Annotated in this window: 19 protein-coding genes and 2 tRNA genes; 12 read left to right on the top strand and 9 right to left on the bottom strand. The window is 46.1% G+C overall.

All coding sequences use genetic code 11. The features are described 5' to 3' along the window. Positions 1-18 precede the first annotated feature (18 nt). Positions 19-876 (bottom strand): SDR family oxidoreductase, encoded by an 858-nt coding sequence (locus tag FGT79_RS06785; protein ID WP_138751966.1) that lies wholly within the window; start codon positions 874-876, stop codon positions 19-21. Between the two features lie 131 nt (positions 877-1,007). Between FGT79_RS06785 and FGT79_RS06780 the strand changes: the two genes are divergently transcribed. Next, the gene (locus FGT79_RS06780) at positions 1,008-2,318 is read left to right on the top strand and encodes an amino acid permease (RefSeq protein ID WP_246096185.1); all 1,311 of its coding nucleotides are present in this window, start codon (positions 1,008-1,010) and stop codon (positions 2,316-2,318) included. 15 nt (positions 2,319-2,333) lie between these two features. Here the strand turns inward: FGT79_RS06780 and FGT79_RS06775 are convergent, their stop codons facing one another. The 4 genes from FGT79_RS06775 to FGT79_RS06760 form a co-directional block, all read right to left on the bottom strand. Next, on the bottom strand, positions 2,334-3,107 hold the full coding sequence (locus tag FGT79_RS06775; RefSeq protein ID WP_138751965.1) for a YqcI/YcgG family protein: 774 nt from the start codon (positions 3,105-3,107) through the stop codon (positions 2,334-2,336). 75 nt (positions 3,108-3,182) lie between these two features. Then, on the bottom strand, positions 3,183-3,809 hold the full coding sequence (locus tag FGT79_RS06770) for a LysE family translocator (RefSeq protein WP_138751964.1): 627 nt from the start codon (positions 3,807-3,809) through the stop codon (positions 3,183-3,185). A gap of 72 nt (positions 3,810-3,881) precedes the next feature. After that, complete coding sequence (locus tag FGT79_RS06765) at positions 3,882-4,472, bottom strand: DUF1989 domain-containing protein (protein WP_138751963.1); 591 nt, start codon at positions 4,470-4,472, stop codon at positions 3,882-3,884. A 73-nt stretch (positions 4,473-4,545) separates the two neighbouring features. Next, positions 4,546-5,550 (bottom strand): alpha/beta hydrolase, encoded by a 1,005-nt coding sequence (locus FGT79_RS06760; RefSeq protein ID WP_138751962.1) that lies wholly within the window; start codon positions 5,548-5,550, stop codon positions 4,546-4,548. 211 nt (positions 5,551-5,761) lie between these two features. Between FGT79_RS06760 and FGT79_RS06755 the strand changes: the two genes are divergently transcribed. Next, positions 5,762-7,213: an amidase family protein gene (locus FGT79_RS06755; protein ID WP_138751961.1), complete on the top strand. Its 1,452-nt coding sequence runs from the start codon at positions 5,762-5,764 to the stop codon at positions 7,211-7,213. A 250-nt stretch (positions 7,214-7,463) separates the two neighbouring features. Next, on the top strand, positions 7,464-10,400 hold the full coding sequence (locus FGT79_RS06750) for a cellulose binding domain-containing protein (RefSeq protein ID WP_138752955.1): 2,937 nt from the start codon (positions 7,464-7,466) through the stop codon (positions 10,398-10,400). Positions 10,401-10,466: 66 nt separating this feature from the next. On the opposite strand, the gene FGT79_RS06745 is transcribed toward FGT79_RS06750, so the two are convergent. Then, positions 10,467-10,676 carry a YrzA family protein gene (locus tag FGT79_RS06745; protein ID WP_138751960.1) on the bottom strand — a complete coding sequence of 70 codons (210 nt, stop codon included), beginning with the start codon at positions 10,674-10,676 and terminating at the stop codon, positions 10,467-10,469. A gap of 165 nt (positions 10,677-10,841) precedes the next feature. Between FGT79_RS06745 and FGT79_RS06740 the strand changes: the two genes are divergently transcribed. The 3 genes from FGT79_RS06740 to FGT79_RS06735 all read left to right on the top strand — a co-directional run bounded on the left by FGT79_RS06740 (position 10,842) and on the right by FGT79_RS06735 (position 14,336). After that, entirely contained in the window at positions 10,842-12,566 is a 1,725-nt protein-coding gene (locus tag FGT79_RS06740) for an ABC transporter permease subunit (protein WP_138751959.1), read from the top strand. A 150-nt stretch (positions 12,567-12,716) separates the two neighbouring features. Next, positions 12,717-12,839, top strand: coding sequence for a hypothetical protein (locus tag FGT79_RS32225; RefSeq protein ID WP_281285931.1), 123 nt, complete (start codon positions 12,717-12,719; stop codon positions 12,837-12,839). 114 nt (positions 12,840-12,953) lie between these two features. After that, entirely contained in the window at positions 12,954-14,336 is a 1,383-nt protein-coding gene (locus FGT79_RS06735; RefSeq protein ID WP_138751958.1) for a M48 family metallopeptidase, read from the top strand. 65 nt (positions 14,337-14,401) lie between these two features. Here FGT79_RS06735 and FGT79_RS06730 read toward each other — a convergent pair. Together FGT79_RS06730 and FGT79_RS06725 are read right to left on the bottom strand one after the other, a co-directional pair. Continuing rightward, a tRNA-Pro gene (locus FGT79_RS06730) sits at positions 14,402-14,478 on the bottom strand. 8 nt (positions 14,479-14,486) lie between these two features. Further along, positions 14,487-14,562 (bottom strand) — tRNA-Thr (locus FGT79_RS06725). Between the two features lie 93 nt (positions 14,563-14,655). Between FGT79_RS06725 and FGT79_RS06720 the strand changes: the two genes are divergently transcribed. Beyond that, the gene (locus tag FGT79_RS06720; RefSeq protein WP_138751957.1) at positions 14,656-15,780 is read left to right on the top strand and encodes a glycerate kinase; all 1,125 of its coding nucleotides are present in this window, start codon (positions 14,656-14,658) and stop codon (positions 15,778-15,780) included. Between the two features lie 69 nt (positions 15,781-15,849). Here FGT79_RS06720 and FGT79_RS06715 read toward each other — a convergent pair whose 3' ends face one another. After that, entirely contained in the window at positions 15,850-17,169 is a 1,320-nt protein-coding gene (locus tag FGT79_RS06715) for a hemolysin family protein (RefSeq protein ID WP_138751956.1), read from the bottom strand. 255 nt (positions 17,170-17,424) lie between these two features. Between FGT79_RS06715 and FGT79_RS06710 the strand changes: the two genes are divergently transcribed. The 5 genes from FGT79_RS06710 to FGT79_RS06690 all read left to right on the top strand — a co-directional run bounded on the left by FGT79_RS06710 (position 17,425) and on the right by FGT79_RS06690 (position 24,102). Next, positions 17,425-18,195, top strand: a complete 771-nt coding sequence (locus tag FGT79_RS06710; RefSeq protein WP_138751955.1) for a DUF1836 domain-containing protein — start codon at positions 17,425-17,427, stop codon at positions 18,193-18,195. Positions 18,196-18,434: 239 nt separating this feature from the next. Beyond that, entirely contained in the window at positions 18,435-20,192 is a 1,758-nt protein-coding gene (locus FGT79_RS06705; RefSeq protein ID WP_138751954.1) for a methyl-accepting chemotaxis protein, read from the top strand. Between the two features lie 201 nt (positions 20,193-20,393). Then, entirely contained in the window at positions 20,394-21,737 is a 1,344-nt protein-coding gene (locus FGT79_RS06700) for a GH1 family beta-glucosidase (RefSeq protein WP_138751953.1), read from the top strand. Between the two features lie 270 nt (positions 21,738-22,007). Next, positions 22,008-23,411, top strand: a complete 1,404-nt coding sequence (locus FGT79_RS06695; protein WP_138751952.1) for a sensor histidine kinase — start codon at positions 22,008-22,010, stop codon at positions 23,409-23,411. Next, a complete protein-coding gene (locus FGT79_RS06690; protein WP_138751951.1) occupies positions 23,404-24,102 on the top strand; it encodes a response regulator transcription factor in 699 nt (232 codons plus the stop codon). Before FGT79_RS06695 ends, FGT79_RS06690 begins: the two co-directional genes overlap by 8 nt. The last annotated feature ends 5 nt before the right edge of the window (positions 24,103-24,107 follow it).

The raw sequence follows: 24,107 nt of genomic DNA, 5'->3' as shown, positions 1-24,107 counted from the left end.
CGTTCTTCTATGTTTCAATCACTTATTGCCATTGCGCGTTAAGTCAGCGAGAGTATCCCACTGCTCATCCGTCATCTCAGATAGTCCGTTGAACTGGCCGGCTCCTTGCAGCCATTCGCCTCCATCTATCGTGACGACTTCTCCATTCATATAGGCTGCGTAATCGGATATTAGGAATGCGGCTAAATGTGCAAGTTCCTCTTTGTTCCCAACCCGCTTCAGCGGTACACGTTCAATCATGCTTGCTTCAAGCTCAGGGGTAGGAGACAGTCGTGACCAAGCCCCTGTCGTCGGAAATGGCCCAGGTGCAATTGCAACCTGCCGAATGCCATATTTGGCCCACTCTACTGCCAGCGATTTCGTAAGTGCAAGAACTCCTGCTTTCGCAGCAGCGGAAGGAACGACATAGCCAGAGCCTGTAGTGGCGTAGGTGGTGACGATGTTCAGCATCGTACCGCCTTTTCCTTGCTCAATCCAGCGTTTGCCTACCTCAAGCGTTGTATAGAAGGTTCCATGTAATACGATGTTTAGCACAGAATCAACCGCTCTCGGAGATAATCGCTCCGTTCTGCTGATGAAATTACCGGCAGCGTTGTTGACTAGCACATCAATGGGGCCCAATTGGCTTTCAATATCATCGACTAATGCTTGAATTTGGAGCGGGTCGCGCACATCGCAGCTCTTGTAGAACACGGGATTTGAAGGCGTTCCCATCGCTTCAGCGGCTTGTTTAAGGATCGATTCTTTGCGGCTTGCAATGGCTAGCCGGGCACCAAGTGCGTTGAATACCTCGCCCATTGCTCTGCCAAGTCCAGTAGCACCGCCTGTGATAAGGATGACCTTGCCTTTCAACAAATCGGGCGAGAACGGTCCCATACGATCAGCCTCCTATGCATCAGCATGCTTATGGTTAATCATATCGAAGTGAACATCATGTTATGTACAAATATAAGGGAATAGAAACCTGCTTTGGGGCGAACAGTACAATAGAAACGGAGGCGATGGGAATGGGCGCATCAGAACAGAAGCTTTCATGGGGGCAATTCGCGTTATTTGGGGTTGGCTGTACGATTGGGACAGGTTTCTTTCTAGGTTCAAGCATCGCAATTCATAAGAGCGGCTATTTTGTACTGCCTATCTTTTTGGTCGCGGCATTCGCTACGCTGTTTGTATATGAAGCATTAGCACAAATGACTGCCAAGCAGCCGGAAGAGGGCTCATTCCGTACATACGCGAAACAAGCCTTCGGGAGATGGGCAGGATTTAGCATCGGTTGGGTCTATTGGTCCTCAGAGATGCTTATTATGGGAAGCTCCTTAACCGCCATCGGCCTGTTCTCCCAATATTGGCTTCCAGACGTACCCCTTTGGCTATTCGCTGCTGTTTATTCGGTACTCGCATTATTTGTCGTTATTTTGGGTTCAAAGGGTATTAATAAAGCTGAGAATCTGTTTGCAGTCGTCAAAATGGCAGCAATCGTTATGTTTATCGTTGTCGCAGGCTACGGAGTAGTTAGCGGACTTGGAAACGTCCATCCCGTTAAGGAGAGTATAGCCGAGTGGAGCGATGGCGGTTGGCTGGGAGCGTGGAAGGGGCTGCTGTACGCTTTTTATGCTTTTAGTGGTATTGAGGTCATGGGATTCATGGCTATGAATTTGCGGAATCCGGAAGAAGCGCCAAAAGCGGGACGGATCATGCTGTTGTTTGTAACGGTGTTATATGTATGCTCGATAGGACTCGCACTGCTCTTCATGACGAAGAAGCAGTGGACACCGAATGAGAGTCCATTGATTATCCCCTTAACAGCGATGGAGCTCCCACTATTAGTGCACTTACTGAATGGGGTATTAATTATTGCCGGCTTCTCCATACTTGTTGCTTCCTTATACGGTGTTTCTTCCATGCTGATGACGCTGTCAGAGGATGGCGATGCCCCCAAATGGCTGGCGAAAAAAACAAAGAAGCGACAGCTCCCGCTTCATGCTTTATTCGTTAATTCGGCTGGCCTGTGCGTTTCCATTGTGCTCGCATTATGGATGCCAAAAAGTATTTTTGAGCATATCACGACGGCAGGAGGGCTCGTACTGCTATATACTTGGATGTTTGTACTGATCACCTATTTGAAGCTGATAAAGCCTAAATTCGGTGCTCAAGTGAAAACCTGGCTGGCGATGTTCTTGATCGCAGCTGCGGTGTTCGGCGTACTTGTGGAGAAATCAGGAAGAGCGGGCTTCTGGGTGAGTTTGCTGATCGTAATCCTTGTACTTCTTGTTACGCTTATGATGAATAAGGTTTGGGCCAGGCAAGAGCAAGCATAGTGCTTGCTCTTGGCGTTATTTATGAAAGAGCTGACCCAAGCCTTTCACTTTATTTTTCATATAAGTATAAGGGCATTTGGAAGGAGCACTCTCGTCATCCCGCAAAAAATATTGTTTCCATTCATGATTATCCTCTTGACCATACCATTTGAGTGACGGATGTGCTGGCACACCATCATATTCTACCAGCTTCTTGCGAATCAGTTTCTTCATATTGCGCCCAAATGACGTAGAGTCGTTGATTTCCTCAAATACGAAGCGAGGCTGGAAGGCGATTGTGAAAGATTGTGATTGACGGCTCTTCCGTATCGTGTGAGCTGGCGTGCTGCAGAAGGCAAAATACGGCTGGCCGTCAAAACAGAATTCCCAAGAGTGATGGGTAGGATCAGTGGATATCGTTTCCGGCCAAGGTGCCTCATCCTTTGCGCTGACGCGGCTTAGAACGGACCAGAAGAGCTCTTCATAATCTGCAACGGCGAAGTCATTGATCAAGTCATGCGGTGTTTCGAAAAAGATGACGAGTGAGGCGAACTTGCCCGTTTCCCTTGCAATCTGACCATAGTGCCTAAGTAGCTGCGTGACTTCACTTACAGCCTGTTCTTTCCTAGGGTCAGATACGAAGCCAAAACGTAAATTGTTCGTGAGAAAGCCATGGCGCCCCGGAATACAGGGGTAGCTGCCAGCAGGATCGGCAATCATATTAGCGAAATGGCGAAAGGTTTCCTGCTGCCATTCAGGGAGTTCATTCAAATGCTCGTCAAGCCATGCTTTGCTTGTTAGCTCAGCCATAAACAAATAAAACCTCCTTCATAAAGTACGACGAAGCATACTATGCAAAGGGAGTTTTATAGGTGAATGCCTGAATTAATGCGTAAGCTGTAAGAATGCTTGCCAGCCGAAGTAGAGTCCGAAGCCGATAAGTGACATTCCTGCCACCGCGGATATGACCTGTAAGGTTTTGCGATTTCCGAACTTATGGAAGGTGCTCGCAAGCGATGCCATCACAAAATCCCATAGTAGAATGCCTGCGAATATGCCGAGGCTATGCCAAAACACTTGTGCAACACCGTGATTCTGGACACTTTCAGCAAGTATGGAGCCGTATATGCCAAGCCAAAACAAAATGTTAAGCGGATTTGTTAGTGCCATTAGAAAGCCTGAGCGGAAGGAGCTAAGTTTTGTTTCTGTCTCCGCTGAACGGGCTTCTGGTACGTTTTTCATGTTTTTGAGTGTTTCAAAACCTGTGTATAAAAGAACGAAGCAGCCGAACAGCCAAAGAAAGGTTTTCATGAAGGGGGTCGTTAGAAAATGCGCTAATCCGAAGTAAATGAGAAGCATATACAGTAAATCGGCACACATCGCCCCGAAGCCGATGAGCCAAGCATGTGCAAACCCGAAACGCGCTCCTTTATCGAGCTGTGCGGCATTAATCGGGCCAATTGGCGCGGATAAGGATAGGCCAAGAAACATATACGTGAAAAAAACAGGCATAGACATCGCTCCTTGAATAGAAATAGACGTGTACATGATATTCTATTCAAGGCTTGTTCGAGGTAGAAGAAGCTAGAGAATTTCGGCTTCAATTGCCGTACATTTAAATCCATTGCAAGCACTTTCGGCACAAGGACAGGCGGAAATGGCAATAATTACGTCCATTTCGGCACGAAGCTCGATATAATCACCTGCCTTAGACAGTGGACGTTCTACGCTGATTTGTCCGGAGGAAGCTATAACCGTATTCATAAATAGGTTAAACGGGTAATACTGATCCGGCGATGGCACATGGAATGGAGCAAGTGCTTGGCTAAGGTTGCCGTAGCAGCTCGCATGCCCTTGCTTATTGTACAAGACCTCGTACATCTCGGAGCGGCAGGCTGAATTAATAAAGTCATGCTTGCCGACTGTATCGGCAATAACAGTCAGTATCGGCTTGTATTTGTTCGAATAGAGATGATCTCCAGGTTCTATATCCATGGTATGAAGGGCATCCATTGTTACACCAGGATCAAGTCTTTCACTATAATCATCAGCATTAAAGGCGACGAAGTCTGCTACTTGCTCGCCCTCCAAGTCTGTTACTTTAATGATTTGTCCCTTTTCTAAACGAAATCCGAGGCCTTTTGAAGCTGGAATAAGCCATTTTTGTTTGTTCAATGTGATCCTCCTGCTCCGTGTTGGTCTTATACCTACACAGTATGGCTATTAGACTAAAGGATCATGCAAGTTGTTAAACGGAATGCATATAACGTCCCACAAAGCTTGAAACCTTTTCTTCATAGGCAGTTTTGTCCGTTAAGCAGGCCATTCCATGTCCAGCACCTTTCACAATAAGAATCTCTTTGTCTGCTTTACAGGCCTCATACAGCGGCCATACCATCTCGACAGGAACGAACCGGTCCTCAGCGCCATGAATGAACAGCATGGGCAGCTTGTTTTTCGCCACTTGCTTGAGCGCAGAAGCCTCCTTGAAGTGGTAGCCTGCTTTCAGCCTGGTCAAAAGACTTGTTGCTGGTAGAATGGGAAAAGCCGGCAGCTTATAAATACGTTTGAGCTGGTAGAGTAGCTGATCATGAACTGATGTATACCCACAATCCTCAACGATGACTTTAACCTGCTCAGGAAGCTCTTCACCGCTTACCATCATGACGGTAGCACCGCCAATGGAAATACCGTGCAATAGGATCTGAGCCTTCTCGCCGACGACTTCCAGCATCACTTGGATCCATTGCAAATAGTCTTTCCGATCGGGCCATCCGAAACCGATATAGTCGCCTTCGCTGCTGCCATGTCCCCGGTCATCCGGCAAAAGCACATTATAGCCAAACTTTTCATAATAGAATCTGGCGATTCCACCCATATCTTTTCCTTGTGAGGAATAGCCGTGGGCAAGGATGACCGTAAGGGTTGTCGGTGTCTTGGCAGCCAAGTAATAACCGACCAATACCAGTCCATCATGGGTGGTCATTCGCAAGGTTTCATAGTTTTGTGCTTCCACCCACTTTGCGCCTGCTCCTACAATCGGTGTAGACTGCACGTTATGTGCTGGTGAAGAGTCTTTGTCTGAGGACGAGTCATTCGTATGAATATGTACCAAATCAGGATTTTCATTTAGAAAGGCTTTGGAAGTACGCTTAATGGCAAGATTATAGAAGTAATAGCTTATTGCGGTTAAAAGGATCATCAGCATAGCGGCTAAGCCTGCGATGCCTATTATGAGTGTGTACCACGGCATGATTGTGCTTTCCTCCAGCTTCTCGCAGCTAATTAATATACGGCTAATCTAAAAATAGCAGGGTTGCTCATTGAATGCAATTTGGGTCACTTGCGATAGGAATAATGTCAGTCAGCTTGCTTGATGTGATACTATGATGTTCCTTTCCAAAAAATAGTATATACTAGACCTAAAATCAAACCAATCGGTTGATATAAGGAGTAGTTGGGACATGGAAATTGTAGAGGCAACCATTTCGTCCGTTCAAGCAGCACTTCAAGCTGGCGAGATCACAACTCGCCAGCTCGTATTACGATATATGGAACGTATTGCAGCGCATGATAAGGAAGGCTTGACGATCAATTCCGTGCTTGAGCTGAATCCCGACGCTATATTCATTGCTTCTGCGCTGGACAGCGAGCGTGCTGCGAAGGGTCCAAGAGGCCCGCTTCATGGCATTCCCATTATGCTCAAGGATAATATCAATACCGGTGACCATATGCATACCAGTGCCGGCTCTTTAGCACTCGCAGGCTCCTTCGCAGGTGAGGACGCTTTTATCGCCAAGAAGCTGAGAGAAGCTGGCGCTGTTTTACTGGGAAAAGTGAACATGACGGAATTTGCTAACTTTATGACGGAAGGTATGCCGTCAGGCTACAGCTCGCGAGGCGGGCAAGTGCTGAACCCCTACAATATATCTACCCCAACTGGCGGATCGAGTGCTGGCTCTGGCGTAGCGGTTGCCTGCAATTTCTGCATGGCTTCCATCGGAACAGAAACGTCAGGCTCTATATTGAATCCAGGTAATTTGAGCTCGACGGTTGGTATTAAACCGACTGTAGGACTGGTAAGTCGAACAGGAATATTGCCTCTGTCCAATTCACAGGATACAGCGGGTCCGATGGCTAGAACCGTTACGGATGCCGTTCATGTATTAAATGCCATTACAGCGTATGATGAGGCTGATGCTGCAATGGGGACAAGCATCTGGCATAAACAGAACGACTATACGGCCTTTCTCGAGCTGGATGGGCTGAGAGGAGCTCGAATCGGCATCCCGAGAGATTATTTCTTCGAGGAATTAACAGAAGAGCAGCTAACAATATTCAATCAAGCTGTTGAATTGATGAGGAAGCATGGAGCAATCATTGTAGATCCTGCCGATATTCGTACGGCAAGGCAGATCGTCTATTCCTCCGTCGTACTTAATGAGTTCAAATCTTCATTAAATGCTTACTTGTCCAAGCTGCCACCTGGAAGCCCTATTCGTACACTCAAACAAATTATTGCCTTTAACAATGAGCATCCGATCGAGACGTTGAAATATGGACAATCTACGCTGCTGAAGGCGGAAACGACGACCTCGGGAACGTATACGGAAATCCCTTACCTGAAAGACCGCGCAGCGGATTTACGTTTATGCAAGGATGAAGGGCTTGATGCCACGATGCAGGAGCATCAACTGGATGCGTTGCTGTTCCCGGCTGATTTCGGGGCAAGAATCACCTCACGCGCTGGTTATCCTTCAATCGTTGTTCCAGCGGGATACACGGCTAAGGGAGTTCCTTTCGGTGTTACGTTTGCCGCTCGGGCATACGAGGAGCCCACCCTCATCAAGCTCGCCTATGCTTACGAGCAGGCAAGTCTTGTGAGGCTTCCACCTTCGTTGAAGAGCTTTATTTAGCGCAGAGAGCCATGTACAAGTGTCGGCCAAGCTTTTATTTTATGTTGTAACCATGCACAAAGTATATAGATGTAGACTACGGTTCCAATGGGTTAATAGCCTCTTGGGACCGTTTTTGATGACTCCATGCGAGTTTGTCTGATTTTTATATGAAATGTAGACGACTTATTAATGTATTTTCCATTTTTTCAACATGTTATCCTGAAAGCGCATTCAAAATAAGAAGGAGGATGTTCATTTGATTAAAAAAATGGCAAACAGATTGGGCGTGTTATTATTAATTGCAGCTATCGTAACAAGTACAGCATGGATTGGATCAGCTAGTCAGGCTGAAGCGGCAGGCAGTCAGGCGTATACGTGGAAAAACGTTGTTACGGGTGCGGGCGGCGGCTTTATTCCTGGAATTATTTTTAATGAAACGGAGCCGAACTTAATTTACACGCGAACAGATATCGGCGGAGCGTACCGATGGAATCCAAGTGATAGCAGCTGGATTCCATTATTGGATCATATAGGATGGGATGAGTGGGGCAAGACCGGCGTAGACGCACTGGCGACAGACCCTGTTGACCCTGATAGGCTCTACCTTGCGGTAGGTACGTATACGAATGATTGGGACCCGAACAATGGCTACATTATGCGCTCGACGGATCGCGGTGATACTTGGCAGGAGACGGAGCTCCCCTTCAAAGTAGGAGGCAACATGCCTGGTCGCTCGATGGGCGAGAGACTTATGATTGATCCGAACAAAAACAATATTTTATACTTTGGAGCCCGCAGCGGCAATGGCTTATGGAAGAGTATCGACTATGGTGCTACTTGGAGTAAAGTAACCTCTTTCCCTAACCCCGGCAACTTTGTGCAAGACCCTTCGAATCCCTACACAAGCGACATTATGGGACTTGCCTGGATCACCTTCGATCCAAACTCAAGCAGCCCAGGCCAAGCCACCCAGACCATCTATGTCGGAGTAGCCGACAAAAACGCAAGCGTCTATCGCAGCACGAATGGCGGCTCAACATGGACAGCAGTTCCAGGTCAGCCAACGGGCTTTCTTCCTCATCACGGTGTGCTCTCCTCTGACGGCAATCTCTACATTTCTTATAGTAATGGCATCGGTCCCTACGATGGGGAGAAAGGCGATGTTTGGAAGCTTAATACCTCAACAGGGGTATGGACCAATATCAGTCCTGTTCCGAGCAGCAGCACGGATAACTACTTCGGATATGGCGGACTTGCCATTGATGCTCAGCAGCCTGGTACTTTAATGGTAGCGGCGCTCAACTCCTGGTGGCCGGACACGATTATATTCCGTAGTACAGACAGTGGTGCAACATGGACGAGGATATGGGATTTCGACGGATATCCAAACCGTAAACTGCGCTATACACAAGATATTTCGGCAGCTCCTTGGCTCGATTGGGGTGCAAACCCACAATTGCCTGAAATTACGCCAAAGCTCGGTTGGATGGTAGGTGAGTTGAAAATCGATCCTCACAATTCCGATCGTATGATGTATGGAACCGGAGCGACGATATATGGAACAAATAATTTGACCGATTGGGACGAGGATAAAAAGATAAACATTTCCGTCATGGCCAAAAACCTTGAGGAAATGGCAGTCAACGACTTGATAAGTCCGCCTGTTGGAGCTCATCTTATAAGTGCAGTTGGCGACGTTTCAGGCTTTAAGCATGATGATTTAACTGTAGCGCCTGCCAAAATGCTGACGAATCCCAATAGTACGTCTAGTATTGATTTTGCCCAGCTGAATCCGGGATTTGTTGCTAGAGTAGGCTACGCAGACCATGCAGTTAATCCGAATGCGAAGTCGATTTCACTATCGTATGATGGAGGGGGCAATTGGTTCTCACCGAATGCAGAGCCGTCTGCAACAAAGGGTGGTGGACAAATCGCGGTTGCGGCGGATAATACTTCACTAGTCTGGAGTACGTCTGACGTTGGCGTGTATTACTCGAAAACATCCGGCAATTCGTGGACGAAGAGCACGGGAATTCCGGCGAATGCTGAAGTAGCTTCTGACCGCGTCAACAAAAACAAAATATACGGGGTGTCGGCAGGTATATTCTATCTGAGCACGGATGGTGGCGCGACCTTCGCTCAGACGACGGCCACAGGCTTGCCTGAAGAAGGGGCGCTCAACTTCAAAGCACTGCCAGGAGTTGAGGGTGACATATGGCTCGCGGGAGGCAATGTGGACGGAGGGACTTACGGATTATGGCATTCTACTAATTCGGGAGCAGCCTTCACGAAGCTGTCCAATGTACAGCAAGCAGATAATATCGGCTTCGGTAAAGCAGCACCAGGCCAGTCCTATCTCGCTTTATATACTTCCGCCAAGATTGACAATGTGCGAGGTTTCTTCCGATCCGACGACGGCGGTGTATCGTGGCTTAGAATCAACGATAATGATCATCAATATGCGTTTACAGGCAGTGCGATCACAGGTGATCCACGTATATATGGCCGCGTATATGTCGGTACAAACGGAAGAGGCATCGTCTATGGTGATGTTGCAGGCAATCCGCCGGTAACGCCTACGCCAAGTACAACACCAGTGCCAACAGTAACGCCAACGCCGGTGCCAACAACGACGCCAACACCAGTGCCAACAGCGACGTCAACACCGGTGCCGACAGTGACACCAACACCAGTGCCAACAGTAACGCCGACGCCAGTGCCAACAGCGACAGCAACCCCGACACCTGGCTCAGGCAGCTTTAAGGTTCAGTTGTATAATGGTGGAACAGCTGCGACAGCCAATACGCTTAATCCGCGCATTAAGCTGGTGAATACAAGCAGCTCGGCCATTAGTTTAGCGAATGTTAAGATTCGCTACTACTACACAATTGATGGAGATACGGCACAGAGCTTCTGGAGTGACTGGTCTACAGTTGGCAGTGCGAATGTAACGTCTACCTTCGTGAAGCTGTCCACACCTAAGACGGGTGCTGATTATTATGTAGAGATTGGCTTCACCAGCGCGGCAGGCTCAGTGGCAGCAGGACAGAGCATTGAGCTGCAGACAAGAATTTCGAAAAATGATTGGAGCAATTATACGCAAACAGGTGATTATTCCTTCCATTCTACTGCGACCACCTACGTTGATTGGAATAAATCGACGGGTTATTTAAGTGGAGCGCTCCAATGGGGAATAGAGCCATAAAGAATTGAGCATACAAAAGTCCTCTCGGCTGCTTATAGCCGGGAGGACTTTTACTTGAAATAAGCTTTATTTTTTCGCTTTGAAGTGAACGACTGCACTATAAAGCATCTTCTCGATCTTCGGATTAAAGACAGCATGATGGCTGATATGATGAATCTCTAACAGCAAGCCCTTATTATTATCAATTTGCTGGTCGATTTTTTGCTCCAGCGTTTTTAGATCATAAGCTTCGAAAAACTCGATTTTGTTCTCAATCAGATCCAAACGGAAGTCCATATGAATTTCTCCTAGAAATAGATTATGTTGATTTTTTTATTATACCGCTTGAAGTCCTCCTACTACAAACAAGTTCTGTAAGGACAATATGGGCTTAGATCTATACAGCGAGTCAGGAAGACTTTATAATTTAGTAAAAATTAGGAAATGAATGCGAGGTCTAACATGGAACAAGTACCAACGCCTTATATCAATGGTGATTCAAAAGCTCGAACCTATGAAGAAAGCATGTTACAGCGAATTTGGAAATACAAGTTTCATTATGCAATCGTGATTCCGGCACTGTTGTTGATTGCGATCTTTAAATTTCTTCCATTTGTTTATGGGATCTTTATGTCGTTAGTGGATTTCAAGCCCTATTATACACTTTTTGAGAATCAATGGGTCGGACTGGATCACTATCGCCGCTTGTTTGAAAATCTGGATTATCGCAGCGCTTTAATGAATACGATAATTATAAAAAGCAGCTATATATTGGTTTGCGGCACACTATCGTTCCTCATTGCACTTGCTCTTAGCGGAGTGAGATCCAAGCTGCTTCGCGGCTTTTTCTCGACTTTATTTCTACTCCCGTATTTCATACCATCTGTTGTTTTTGTTTACATCGTTATCCATATGCTGTCTCCGACCACATCTCCCTTTTTCAACATGGAACAGTATATTCTTGCTGAAGCGGGGTCGATCAGGCTCGTAATTGTGTTGACTGAAACGATAAAAACATGTGGTATACCGGTACTGATAGCACTTGCTGCAATCGCATCCAAGCAGAGCAATGCAACTGTGCTGCCTAATTCTGCTTCTCAAAGCTATATACAGTTGAGCGTTATTCCTGCACTTCGTGCGGTGTCTGCGTTTATGCTGCTGCAGCTCTCCACTTTTTTGACGACGGATTATGAACTCCTATCGTCCTTATTAAACCCTTTGACGAGTTCGAAGGGTGCTACTCTGGACTTCTATCAATTTCAGATGGGAATCATGAATGGTGATGCAAGTGGTGCTGCAGCAGCTGGCATTATTCAGTTCCTCGTACAGCTTCTGCTAACTCTGTTTGCATACCGAATAATAAGAGGAAGGTTCATCAACGATTTATTCCATACGGCCCTGCAGAAGCCTGAACTAGTCGCTAGCCATCAAGGAAGAAATGTGGCAGGCCTCGTTATAGCAGCTGTTTATGGCGGCATTATTATTCTCGTAGCCTATATGCTGTTCGTATTTCCGTTTATAGGTTTAACAGGTGCAGAGCAATCTCTGACAGATGCCATCTCGTTTTGGAATGTTACGATCTATCTCATACTTATAATGGTAGCTGTATTCGTCTTCTTGATGATAACAGTAACGCTTGCATACCCGCTTACAGTGAAAAAGCTCCCAGGCCGTGGCGCGTATAAAGTGTTTTTGCTGGTTGCCATTGTATCCGGGGGCGGTATGGTGAACGAGTTATTATTCATAAACAAATTGGGCATGATTGATACCTTGTTTCCGCAATTGTTTCTAGGATTTTTTAGCCTGACGGCGATTTTTGTGATCAAAAGCTTGTTTAATGCCCGTTATAGTGAGTTGAAAGAGAAGGCAGAGGCAAGTGGAAAAGGTGAGCTTCATACGTTTATTACATTATTTATTCCTAAGGTATGGAAGCCGCTGCTCGCGCTTGGCGCCTTGCACTTCGTAGCGCTATGGAATTCGTACTCTATATCTTATATGTACATCGCAAACCCAGAGAATCAATCGCCCATGATGCAGTTCATGCAGCTAGCCTTCAGTATGGAGGCGGAAGGTGGTGTTCACCTTCTACAGCTTGGTGCTTGGCTGAGTCTGCCCTCGATTATTTTGTTTTTACTATTTCGTCGCTGGTTGAATGCAGAAGTATTTACAAGCCAGTTGAGAAAGTAATAGCTTTTCACTAGTAGAGGAAGCTTTTGCTTAGGCTAATGTGAGAGCTTGGATCGTGTGAACGAAGAGTTGCGAATTTGTTAACGATTAGTGGGTGATAGCGACCTATTTTCATGTAAAATAGAATCATATGACAAAAGGGGGTTAACCGTGATGGATGTTCCTGCTGGTGTTTGGATATTTGCAGGTATTATCGTTGCGCTGCTGACGTGGCTTACATTATGGATTACAAAAAAAGCATATTCCAAAAAATGGGATGAATCAGATCAGTAAACGATTAGGATAGACGAGAGTCGGCGCGTGCAGCGTCGACTTTTTATTTTTTATACAATAGCAATGGGAAATCGTGTATAATGTGGATATTATTTTTGAAGGGGATGCCTATAGTTGAACACAAATGAACTTGAACCCGTACTTATCCATAAGAAAGAGGAACGTTATTATGTTTTAGCGATTATCTTCAGTGTACTTGTGTATGTAGGATTGTTTTTTTCTATTATTTTCATGTTCATTATTCCTATTATTATTGTCGTGCCTTTACTCGCACAAGCAATTATGATGGCGAACATACGAATGAATGGCGTACGTATTACGCCTAGACAATTTCCGGAAGTGTTCACCGTTGCGGAGGCGCAATGTGTCAGGATGGGCTTCCCAGTCGTGCCTGATATCTATGTCATGGAATCAAGCGGCGTATTGAATGCATTCGCATCAAGGTTTTTCGGGCGAAACATGGTCGTTCTATACTCGGATTTGTTCGAGCTACTCAAATCGGGGGGCGAGCGGGAGCTGGCATTTGTATTAACACATGAGCTTGCTCACATTAAGCGTAACCATATCATGAAGCAGCTGTTCATAATTCCTGCGATGTGGCTGCCTTTCATTGGTGAAGCCTATTCAAGAGCATGCGAGTACACCTGTGACCGAATGGCAGCCTATTACTGTAATGATGTAGAGGCAGCAATGAATGGTTTGACCGTATTAGCGATTGGCAAGTCACTTTACAAAGAAGTAGATCGCGAAGAGTATTTGCTGCAAAGCAGCTATGAGACTGGTTTTTTCGTATGGTTGGCTGAGCGTCTATCCACGCACCCGCCGCTGCCCAAACGTATCCATGCGATTCAGCAATTCGCTGGCTATTCATCAAGCATCGTATTCAAAACGTCACGAATCGGAATTGTAGTCGCAGCAATCGCGGTCTTCGTAGTTCTTGGCTCGATTGGGACAGGCATTATTTTCTCTAAATCGATTGATACCTTTATGAGCCAGTTGGATGTTACAGCACCAACGGATGAGGAGATGCTTGGCGCAGCTTCAGAAGGGGATGCTGAGCTTGTACAGCAACTGCTATCCTCTGGCGGAAATCCTAACGCTGCGGATGCGGAAGGGTGGACTGCTCTAATGTGGGCAGCACAGTTGAATGACACGGTAAGCGGCTCTGCACTAATCGAAGCAGGTGCGAGCTTGGATGTAGTGGAGCAAACCTATGAAGAAACAGCATTGACGATTGCGATTTATAATGGAAGTGTGGATGTGGTCGAGGTGTTGCTGAAGGGTAACGCGAATCCAGACTTGGAAGATAGCACGGGCTGGACACCGCTTATGACAGCTGCGACAGAAGGCGATATGGAGTCCATTAAGCTGCTATTGCAAGCAGGCGCTGATCCAGGGAAGATGGACGAGACTGGCTATACGGCTGCAGATTATGCTATGGACAGTGGATTTGAGGATATTGTATGGCTGCTGCAGGAATCAGGTGAACGAATATAAAAAAAGAAGCTTGAGCGATCAAGCTTCTTCTTTCTATGTAAGTTCATTATATTATTAACTAGGGATGGTCGGGACGACACGATTTGAACATGCGACCCCCTGGTCCCAAACCAGGTGCTCTACCAAGCTGAGCTACGTCCCGAGAAAAGATGGTGCCGTCGAGAGGACTTGAACCCCCAACCTACTGATTACAAGTCAGTTGCTCTACCAGTTGAGCTACAACGGCGTGTGTAATTCGCTAAACACAAGATGTATTATTACATATATCTAGTTAAAATTGCAAGCCTTTTTTCGAAAAAATATTGAGAGGGTGAAAAAGATGAGAATTGTACTTGCGCCGGATTCATTCAAAGGCTCTGGGAACGCAATGCAAATGATTCATGCGATGGATGCGGGCATTCGTTCCGTACTGCCAAGTGCCGAGCTCATTCACCTGCCTATGGCTGATGGCGGCGAGGGAACAATGGAGATAATGGTGCGTGCAACGTCGGGAAGCATGAGAGAAGCGGTGGTGCAAGATCCGCTTCAGCGCAGTATTAAAGCGAAATACGGTGTGCTCGGAGATGGTATTACGGCGGTCATTGAGTTGGCTGAGGCGTCCGGTCTTGGATTGCTGCGTGATGATGAACGTAATCCGCTGCTAGCATCGACTTATGGCACCGGTGAATTGATTCGTCATGCACTCGAAGCAGGCTTCCGGCAGTTTATCATTTGCCTCGGCGGCAGTGCTACCAATGACGGGGGAGCCGGATTGCTTCAGGCACTTGGGATGAGGCTGATCGATGCAGCAGGAGACGCTCTTCCGCTAGGCGGCGTTCATTTATCGCGGCTGCATGTCATGGATGACTCTTTATTTGATCGTAGAGTGTGCAGCAGTACCTTTCTAATCGCATGCGATGTACGCAACCCGTTATGTGGGGAGCAAGGTGCATCAGCGGTGTACGGACCGCAGAAGGGAGCTGACCTTCGTCAAGTCAGGCAGCTTGATGAAGCGCTGCTTCACTACGGGGCAATCATTGAAGCGCATACTGGATTGGCTGTTGCCAGCATGCCAGGCAGTGGGGCAGCAGGTGGAACGGGAGCAGCATTATTCGCCTATTGCGATGCAATCATGCAAGCAGGTGCCAAACTGGTTATGCAGAGACTTCACTTTGATGAGCAAATTCACGGTGCAAATTGGATTATTACTGGTGAAGGAAGGCTGGATGGACAGACTGGCTCTGGAAAGGTAATTGAAGCTGTTTGTGCAGCTGCGGCTAAGCAGAACATTCCCGTTATTGCAGTTTGTGGATCTATTGCTGCTGATCAGAAGACGACAGCGAGGTTAGGTCTGCGAGCATGCTTCTCCATCGTACCTGGTCCATGTACCTTAGAAGAAGCAATGACGAATGCAGAGCTGTGGATGGAGCAGCAATCGGCGCATATTGCAAGCCTTATCTCTTGATGGCGAAATTCTCTTCATGCTTAAAAAACGAAAGAAGCTCCGCACGATGGCGAAGCTTCTTTCACATATTTAGGCCGTTTCACCCTCAACACGAGATTCTTGCTGCTCAATAAGCATCTCGACCTTACGAATCCGATTTTTACTTGTTTCACGAATAATGAATTTATAGTTTTCGTAGAAATGCTCTTTGCCAGGCTTAGGATCAGCTACTTGGCTGTACAGCCAACCGCCAACCGTGTCTACATCTTCTTCCTCGAAGTTCATTCCGGTCAAATCGCTCAGCTCGCTTAAAGAAACCTTACCATCGAGCAAATAACAATTATCGGCAAGCTGCTCAATTTCCTTGCGCTCGTCTGCATCGAATTCATCTCTGATTTCACCGACGATTTCTTCCAATATATCCTCGATTGTAATAAGGCCTGATGTACCGCCATATTCATCGACGAGAATAGCGATATGAACGCGCTCGAGCTGCATCCGTTTCAGGAGCATCTTGACTGGCGTTACCTCGGATACGCTAAGTACAGGATGAACCAGTTTTTTGAAATCGAGGTCACGATCTGTCTCATACTCCAGGAATAGCTGCTTCGTATTAATCATTCCAACGATATTATCTTTACTCTCTAGCGCTACCGGAAAACGTGTATATTGCTCTTTGCGAATAATGCCCATGTTTTCTGACAACGATTTGTTCGTATATAAACAGATCATATCGGTACGGGGTACCATAATTTCTTTTGCAAGCAGCTCATCGAATGCGAAGATGCGGCTAACGTAGCCATACTCTGTATTGTTAATCTTTCCGCTTTGGTAGCTTTCATTGAGAATAATTTGAATTTCTTCCTCTGAATGCGCTTCTTCGTGCTCTGTGGCAGGCTTAAGTCCGAACAAACGAACAAGCATGTTGGCCGAGCCATTTAGCAACCAAATGAAAGGATATAAGATTTTGTGGAACAAAATAATCGGTCTAGCAGTCAAGAAGCTAATAAACTCGGCTTTTTGAATGGCCCAGGTTTTGGGAGCAAGTTCTCCGACAACAACGTGCAGGAATGTAACCGAAATAAAAGCAATGAAAAAGGATAGAATATGACTAATGTCATCATTTATTGCCAGTCGCTCAAACAAGGGTAAAAGCATTTTTTCAACTGTTGGTTCTCCCAGCCAGCCAAGCCCGAGTGCTGTGATCGTAATACCTAATTGGCAGGCTGACAAGTAGGCATCCAGATTACTCGTAACCTTCTGAACGGCAAGCGCGTTCTTCCGGCCCTCAAGCACTAACTGATCGATCCGACTGGAGCGAAGTCTAATGATGGCAAACTCCGTTGCGACGAAAAAAGCAGTTAATAAAATAAGAAGAGCAATCATGAATAAATTGAATCCTATACCCATTTTCGTTTCTCACTACCCTTTTATATTTATATTTTTTATTCTTATGATCTACTATAACGAATGATTACAGCTTATGACAAACGCCATTTCAAACGCTAACAGCCTTTTTAACGCTATAAGAGCGATTTTACAAGATGGAAAAGCGCATTCTCATTGATTTTCGAGCCTTTACAAGTGTCATTCTCAAGCATATGATGAGTTCATATGAACTTGTAACAAAAGAGACATATGATGAAAGCGCGAGGAGGAAGGAATATGGAGTCCTTTACGCTTACTCGAAAAGAGATGGCTTGCTTGCTGCTTGCACTAGACGGTAAGCATAATCAGAAGCCGCTGCAGGTGCTGCAAGCCGCGTGGACAAAGACGCATCAATACGATTTGGAGAAGGGCACAGGCTTGCCTGCATTTCTATCTACATTGCTGCCCCCGATCATTGAGAAGCTAATTAAAGGCAATGAGTTGAAAGGGTTCTCGCTGCACGAGATTGCTGCACTCGGCCAACTGATCGAATATTCAAATTTGTCGATCACATCCATGCAAAATTGGGTAAAGCGCGATTTTAAACCTTATTTCGATTGCCCCAAGGCGGGTAAGAAATATTCACTCAATCAGGCTGCACTACTTTTCATTATTGATGATTTGAAATCGAATCTTGATTTTGAATCCATCCGCAAGCTGTTTGAGATTGTATTTAAGAAGCCGGAGGACGAGAAGGCCGATTTGGTTGGTCCTATTCAATTATATGCATCATATACCAGTATGTTTGAAGAGCTGGATGCCAACAACGATCAGCTGCTTGATATTTCAGGTCATCTGAAGGAAAATCCGCATCAGGATATTTTGACGGAGCAGGCAATCCGCGCCTCAGCGAATCAATTTGCCGATCAATTGCCTAATTTAACGGATAATCAATGGGAAGCTGTTCGAAATATATTACTAATTGCGGTTATTTCTATACAAACTTCTTATTTTCACTCCCTATCGCGACGATATTGCAGTGCAACTTTATTTCTAAGTCCAGAATAAAATAATATATGATATACAGGTACACTTATTTGTCCTATACTGGTTTATGTTGTAAATACAAACATAGACAATCTGGGAATGGAAATCTTGTCCAATTGGCAAGGTAGCAAAGCTTAGCCTAAAACAAGCTTGCTAAGGCCACCAGACCGCCGGAAGGATATAGAGCTAAGAAGCTGTCCGCCTCCTGTGGCTGGGTAGCTTTTTTGCGTTTCGAGAGAGGCAGAGGAGAGAAAAGTGGAATGGTGTTGAAAGGTTGGCTGGAGAGAACGAGCAAGCTGTCGAAGAAAGTGAACATGAGGAAAATTACTACCAAGTTATTTCTGATTACGGCAATCATCACACTTTTTAACCTTGCTTCAGGCGTATTGATTTACTTTCAAAATGGATCGGTTGCAAATTCAGTCGAGAATTCAGAGGAATTGTCACAAGTTCAAAGCAATTACCAAGGCATCTCCAATAAATTATTGAATGCGATGCTGCTTTTGGTCGATGCTATTGAGAACGGGAAATCCGATGCAACGGCTATTATGAAGGATTTGGAAGATATACCAAGCAAACTTGAGGAACTGGAAAAGCAACTTCTCATGATGGACAAGAAGTTTCCATCTACAGGAGATGACGTCCCGCTCTATGCCAATCAGATTGGCGTTATACGCCTTGCATTAGATAATCTAAAACAAACAAACACAGATATAACGGGATTGACGGCAGAAGAAAAATCACTGCGGGTTAGTAATTTAATTAGTGTGTATACGATTGTGTTGAGCTTCTCTAACGACATTATGCATGAACGTCTTACTAACGACGCAGATATTACTCAAAAAGATTTGAACCGTGATGTCTCTAGTGCCAACGTCATTGTACTCATTAATATGATTCTTCTTGCGATTTTGCCGGCCATCATGATTTTTGCTGTAACAAGATCAATCAAGACAGGTCTTGTTGGTATAACACGACGCATACGCGCTTATGGCAACAATGATTTCACGAGTCAGGAGAAGCTCTCCCGCTCTGATGAATTCGGAGAAATTGATCAATCCTTGGCTATAATGGGTGATAATTTACGAGAAACAATCAAAGCTACACGAGATGTGAGCGATTCGGTTCTTCATGTTTCTCGCAACATGGACACCATGATCGGAAGTAACCGTCAAGCATCCGAGGATGTGAAGGGTCAGGTTGATCTTGGGCGTGAGGCGCTGCTGTCACAATATGATGATGCTTCATCGATCTCGGCAGTAACCGAGCAGATATCCGCCAGCTCCGAACAAATTGCCGCATCCAGTGAGTACATAAATAATGACATGCGCTTGATGAAGCAATCCTCGCAGAGTGGATCGCAGCAAATGGCAGGTGTTGTTGTGATGGTGAATGAAACGGTTGAGCAATTCGCTAAGCTTACGGAAGCATTTGAGACGATGAATAATCGGTATAATAATGTGGCTAAGTCCTTGAATGGTATTCAGGATTTGAACACGCAGACGAACCTGTTGTCACTTAACGCATCAATTGAATCGGCAAGAGCGGGTGAGCATGGCCGCGGTTTCGCAGTGGTAGCAGAGGAAATTAGGAAGCTGTCTAGTCAAACAGACTCCATATCCAAGCAAATAACGAAAGAACTAACATTGATTCAGCACGATGTGGCGGCAAGCAGCCGTACAATTGGAAGCTTTGCCAATGTCATTCATTCGACAAGGCAAGCATCGGAAACAGCTAGCAGCACATTCCAAGAATTGGAATCGCAGAGCAGCGTATTGTCTGATCAGATGAGTGAGATCTCCACAGCGATTAGCGAGATTACTGCGGGTATGACGCATATCGTATCGGCAGTCGACAAGCTTCTTAATACCTCCTCAGATGTAAATGGGAAGATGGAGCATATGAGTGAGCTTTCAGTGAAACAAAATGATATTTCTGACGAGCTTCGCTCATTAGCGGAGAAGCTGACAGGCTCTTCGAATGATCTGAAGGAGAAAGCAGCCGTATTTAAGCTTTAGGCGACAGCTAGCATGACCACAGAACGCTTCAGCTAATTGCTGGAGCGTTCTTTTTTGACTGTACTTCAGTCTCATATTGCATAGAAACGATGTGGAGTTAGTCATAAAAAGTCACAGGGGCGTTAGGAGAGTCACTGTACGAGCAGTCTAATAAATATATATACCTATATGATAAATAGAAAAAGCTGGAGGTATGGGAGCATGACAACTGTACAGTTTCCGAACGATTTCAAATGGGGAACGGCTACTGCAGCCTATCAAATTGAAGGAGCATTCGAAGAGGATGGACGCGGCGCCAGCATATGGGATACGTTCGCTAAAACACCGGATAAGGTGCTGAATGGGGACACAGGAGACGTAGCTTGTGATAGCTATCACCGTATTGATGATGATATCCGGCTTCTTAAAGAGCTGGGCGTTTCGGTTTATCGCTTTTCAATTGCATGGCCGCGTGTGTACCCGCAGGGAAGAGGGGAACTTAATCCGCTCGGTCTTACCTATTACGAAGAGCTGATCGACAAGCTGATTGCAAACGACATTGAGCCTTTCGTCACACTTTATCATTGGGATTTGCCGCAAGCGTTGCAGGATGAGGGCGGCTGGGAGAACCGCAGCACCATTGACGCGTTTGTTACTTACGCAGAAACGGTGTTTCATGCATTCAACGGCAAGGTGAAAAGGTGGATCACGCTTAATGAGCCATGGTGCATCTCAATTCTATCCAACTATATGGGGGCTCATGCACCTGGCAAACAGGATTTGCAGGCAGCTCTTGATGTCGCTCACCACATTCTTGTGGCGCACGGCTTAACGGTTAAGCGGTTTCGCGAACTTAGCATAGAAGGCGAGATTGGATATGCTCCGAATACGGAGTGGAGAACGGCATACAGCTCATCCCCTGAAGATGTGAGAGCAACACAGCTTCGCAATGGATCATTTAATGAATGGTTCCTCTCCCCCGTGCTCAAAGGGGAGTACCCGGAGCTGTTGACGAGCTGGTATGAGAGTAAAGGCTACAAAGTGAAATTCGAGCCGGGCGATATGGATATTATTTCCGAGCCCATTGATTTCCTTGGCATCAATTATTATACGGGCAGCTTCATTCGTTATGCAGAAGGCAATGACCTGTATAACAGCGAGGAGATTAGCTCGAGCTTCGCCAAGACGGATTTCGATTGGAATATCTATGCCGATGGCTTCTACAATGTATTGACATGGATATCGGCTACCTATGGTCAAATACCGATTTATATTACGGAAAACGGAGCTTGCTATGAGGCGGAGCTGCAAGATGGGAAAGTAAATGACGAGGCAAGAATCAGCTTCCTACATGATCATATCATGGCTCTACACCGCGCGATTGAATCAGGCGTTCCGATTAAAGGCTATATGGTATGGTCACTTATGGATAATTTCGAGTGGGCATTCGGCTACTCCAAGCCTTTTGGACTTGTACATATCGATTTCGAAACACTTGCACGAACGCCGAAAGCAAGCTATTACTGGTATAATCAACTTGCATCATCCAATCAATTAGAGATTTAAGGATAGGCGATATGAAGCAGGCTTTGTCTCATGTAAGGGGACGTTGCCTGCTTCTTTGCATTGTGAAAAGAAGGATAAGTAAGTCGTATGCCGAAATGAAAAGAATGCAAAGCCAACATCAAGGAAGGCTGAGAAGCAGTTATTTCAGTCCTCTAGTAGTTGACGTACAGCAAATAGAAGTGGTTCAATTGAACCATCAACTCGGTGAAGTATATTCCGATAGCGCTTAGCGCACATGGCATATATAAAGGGTATTGAAGGAGCTGCATTATGTTATTCGTTCTCATCGCATTATGGGCTATTGCAGCTATTATATGGCTCTCCGATCGGCGGTCGTCCGTAAATCATTGGCTGGGAGCAGTCGCGTTTACGGGAGGAGCAGGGGCGCTTGCTGCCGTTCTGGATATGCAATGGCTACCGGCAGCAGCGGAAGCGGGAATGAATCAGGTGGCGCAGCAGCTGCTCTATCGACTGCAAGCCGTATCCTCCTTGGTTTCCTATTATGGTTTGCCCTATTCGTTCGTATTGTTTGCTAATGCATACCGACCTGTTCGGATGACCAAGCGCATGCAAACGTTAATGCCGTTTCTATTGCTAATACCCATTGTGTTATGTATCGTTTTTACGCCATTTTACACGACTGTTTATCCCATCTCATTCAAAATTGTTGTCTGGTGGGCTGTTCCATATATCTTATACGGAGCGGTACAAATATTGCTGAAACAGCAGCTTCTAGCGTCTTTCTCCAGAACGCATTGGATTATTTGCTCCGTTGTTCTGCCTCCTGTTGTGTTCAGTATGGTTATGAATTACGTGCTTCCAAGTCTTGGTATGCTGCGGATGTGGGTATATAATACTTGGACTGTGGGCTTAAGTGTTACGGTGTTTGTGATTGCCTTGTTCACTTATGGATTCATGGGCGTGCGAGTCAATATTGACCGCCGGCGATATGACTCTACATTGAGAGCGGTTACTTCGGGTACAGCGATATTGAATCATGCCATCAAGAATGATGCGGGCAAAATGAGACTGTTCTCGGAGAAAATGAAAGCCTATGCGATCGCAACGGATCAGCAGGAGCTGCTTGCCGACATTGAGACGGTGCTTGGTGCGTCACGCCATATGCAGGAGATGCTCCAGCGCGTTCATCGGCGAACGGAGGATCTTGTGCTGCGAGTGGAACCAACGGATATGGCGTTACTTATTGAACGGACTTTGAAAGGATATGAACCTATACTGGGGCCAATCAAGCTGAGCACCTTGTTCAGTCCAGGCTGGGTATGCCGAATCGATCCAGCCCAAGTTAGCGAGGCACTTGGCAATATTGTTGCCAATGCGGTGGAAGCGATGAAAGGCAACGGGGAGCTGCTTGTTCAGTTAAGTGAGACGAAGCGTGAGCTCATTGTCGAAGTTAGAGATACAGGGCCAGGGATGAGTAAACGAGAGGCAGCTAAGGTGCTGGAACCCTTCTATACGACCAAAAGCGGCAGTGATATCAATTTTGGACTAGGATTACCCTATGCCTACCATGTGATGCGCAAGCATAAAGGGATGCTGAATCTCAGAAGTAAACCTGAGGCGGGTACATCTGTTTATCTCATATTCCCTAAGCGGGCAATTCAGGCTGAACGAATGAGTATCGTGCAGGCAGAGAGGAGCGTAATATATGAATAAAATCCGTCTATGGATTGTGGAGGATGACCTGGACTGGCTTAGAGGTTTGTCCGCTTTTATAAATAAGGAGTCAGATATGGAGGTCGTCTGGTCGTCAAGCAAGCCAGAAGAAGTCAGGCAGGCTCTACGGGAGGGCGTACAGCAATCGACTCCTGCCGATGTTGTGCTTATGGACATCATGCTGGAAGGTCGACCTGAAGGTGTATTGTTAGCTGAAGAGGCAGCAATAGCGACAGGAGCCAAAGTCATTATGCTCACATCGATGGAGGAGAAGGACCTGATATTCCGTTCCTTTCAAGCGGGAGCAATTGATTACCAGATAAAGTCGGATTTCGAAAGCTTGCCGGAGGCTATACGTTCGGCATACCGGAGCCAATCACCAATAAACGCTGCCGTTGCAGATAATATGCGAGAGGAATTCCGTCGACTGAAGCAGCTAGAGCGAGAGTTCGAGGTGAAGAAGCTGGGGGATATGATTACACCCTCTGAGCTCCAATTGCTGGATCTCATCGATCAAGGATACACGCAGCCCCAAATCGCAGACAAGCTCGTTGTATCCATCCGTACGGTCAAAAACCATGTGAATCATATATTGAAAAAGCTGAATTTGAGCGGTTCCCGCGAAGCAGCGAATAAGGCCAAAGAGATGGGCTTATTCCATAGGAAGAATGACGAGGATAGTACCAGATAAAGTTG

It is taken from the genome of Paenibacillus sinopodophylli (genome assembly GCF_005930355.1).
Lineage (GTDB): Bacteria > Bacillota > Bacilli > Paenibacillales > Paenibacillaceae > Pristimantibacillus > Pristimantibacillus sinopodophylli.
Note: the sequence above shows the minus strand (reverse complement) of the source record. Positions and strands in the feature narration are given on the sequence as shown.

Excerpts from the sequence above, each read along its gene's own strand:
- FGT79_RS06695 (WP_138751952.1), top strand. The coding sequence starts at position 22,008 with ATGTTATTCGTTCTCATCGCATTATGGGCTATTGCAGCTATTATATGG.
- FGT79_RS06785 (WP_138751966.1), bottom strand. The coding sequence starts at position 876 with ATGGGACCGTTCTCGCCCGATTTGTTGAAAGGCAAGGTCATCCTTATC.
- FGT79_RS06775 (WP_138751965.1), bottom strand. The coding sequence starts at position 3,107 with ATGGCTGAGCTAACAAGCAAAGCATGGCTTGACGAGCATTTGAATGAA.
- FGT79_RS06705 (WP_138751954.1), top strand. The coding sequence starts at position 18,435 with ATGGTGTTGAAAGGTTGGCTGGAGAGAACGAGCAAGCTGTCGAAGAAA.
- FGT79_RS06750 (WP_138752955.1), top strand. The coding sequence starts at position 7,464 with ATGGCAAACAGATTGGGCGTGTTATTATTAATTGCAGCTATCGTAACA.
- FGT79_RS06715 (WP_138751956.1), bottom strand. The coding sequence starts at position 17,169 with ATGGGTATAGGATTCAATTTATTCATGATTGCTCTTCTTATTTTATTA.
- FGT79_RS06690 (WP_138751951.1), top strand. The coding sequence starts at position 23,404 with ATGAATAAAATCCGTCTATGGATTGTGGAGGATGACCTGGACTGGCTT.
- FGT79_RS06760 (WP_138751962.1), bottom strand. The coding sequence starts at position 5,550 with ATGCCGTGGTACACACTCATAATAGGCATCGCAGGCTTAGCCGCTATG.
- FGT79_RS06745 (WP_138751960.1), bottom strand. The coding sequence starts at position 10,676 with ATGGACTTCCGTTTGGATCTGATTGAGAACAAAATCGAGTTTTTCGAA.
- FGT79_RS06780 (WP_246096185.1), top strand. The coding sequence starts at position 1,008 with ATGGGCGCATCAGAACAGAAGCTTTCATGGGGGCAATTCGCGTTATTT.
- FGT79_RS06755 (WP_138751961.1), top strand. The coding sequence starts at position 5,762 with ATGGAAATTGTAGAGGCAACCATTTCGTCCGTTCAAGCAGCACTTCAA.
- FGT79_RS06700 (WP_138751953.1), top strand. The coding sequence starts at position 20,394 with ATGACAACTGTACAGTTTCCGAACGATTTCAAATGGGGAACGGCTACT.
- FGT79_RS06770 (WP_138751964.1), bottom strand. The coding sequence starts at position 3,809 with ATGCCTGTTTTTTTCACGTATATGTTTCTTGGCCTATCCTTATCCGCG.
- FGT79_RS06720 (WP_138751957.1), top strand. The coding sequence starts at position 14,656 with ATGAGAATTGTACTTGCGCCGGATTCATTCAAAGGCTCTGGGAACGCA.
- FGT79_RS06740 (WP_138751959.1), top strand. The coding sequence starts at position 10,842 with ATGGAACAAGTACCAACGCCTTATATCAATGGTGATTCAAAAGCTCGA.
- FGT79_RS06710 (WP_138751955.1), top strand. The coding sequence starts at position 17,425 with ATGGAGTCCTTTACGCTTACTCGAAAAGAGATGGCTTGCTTGCTGCTT.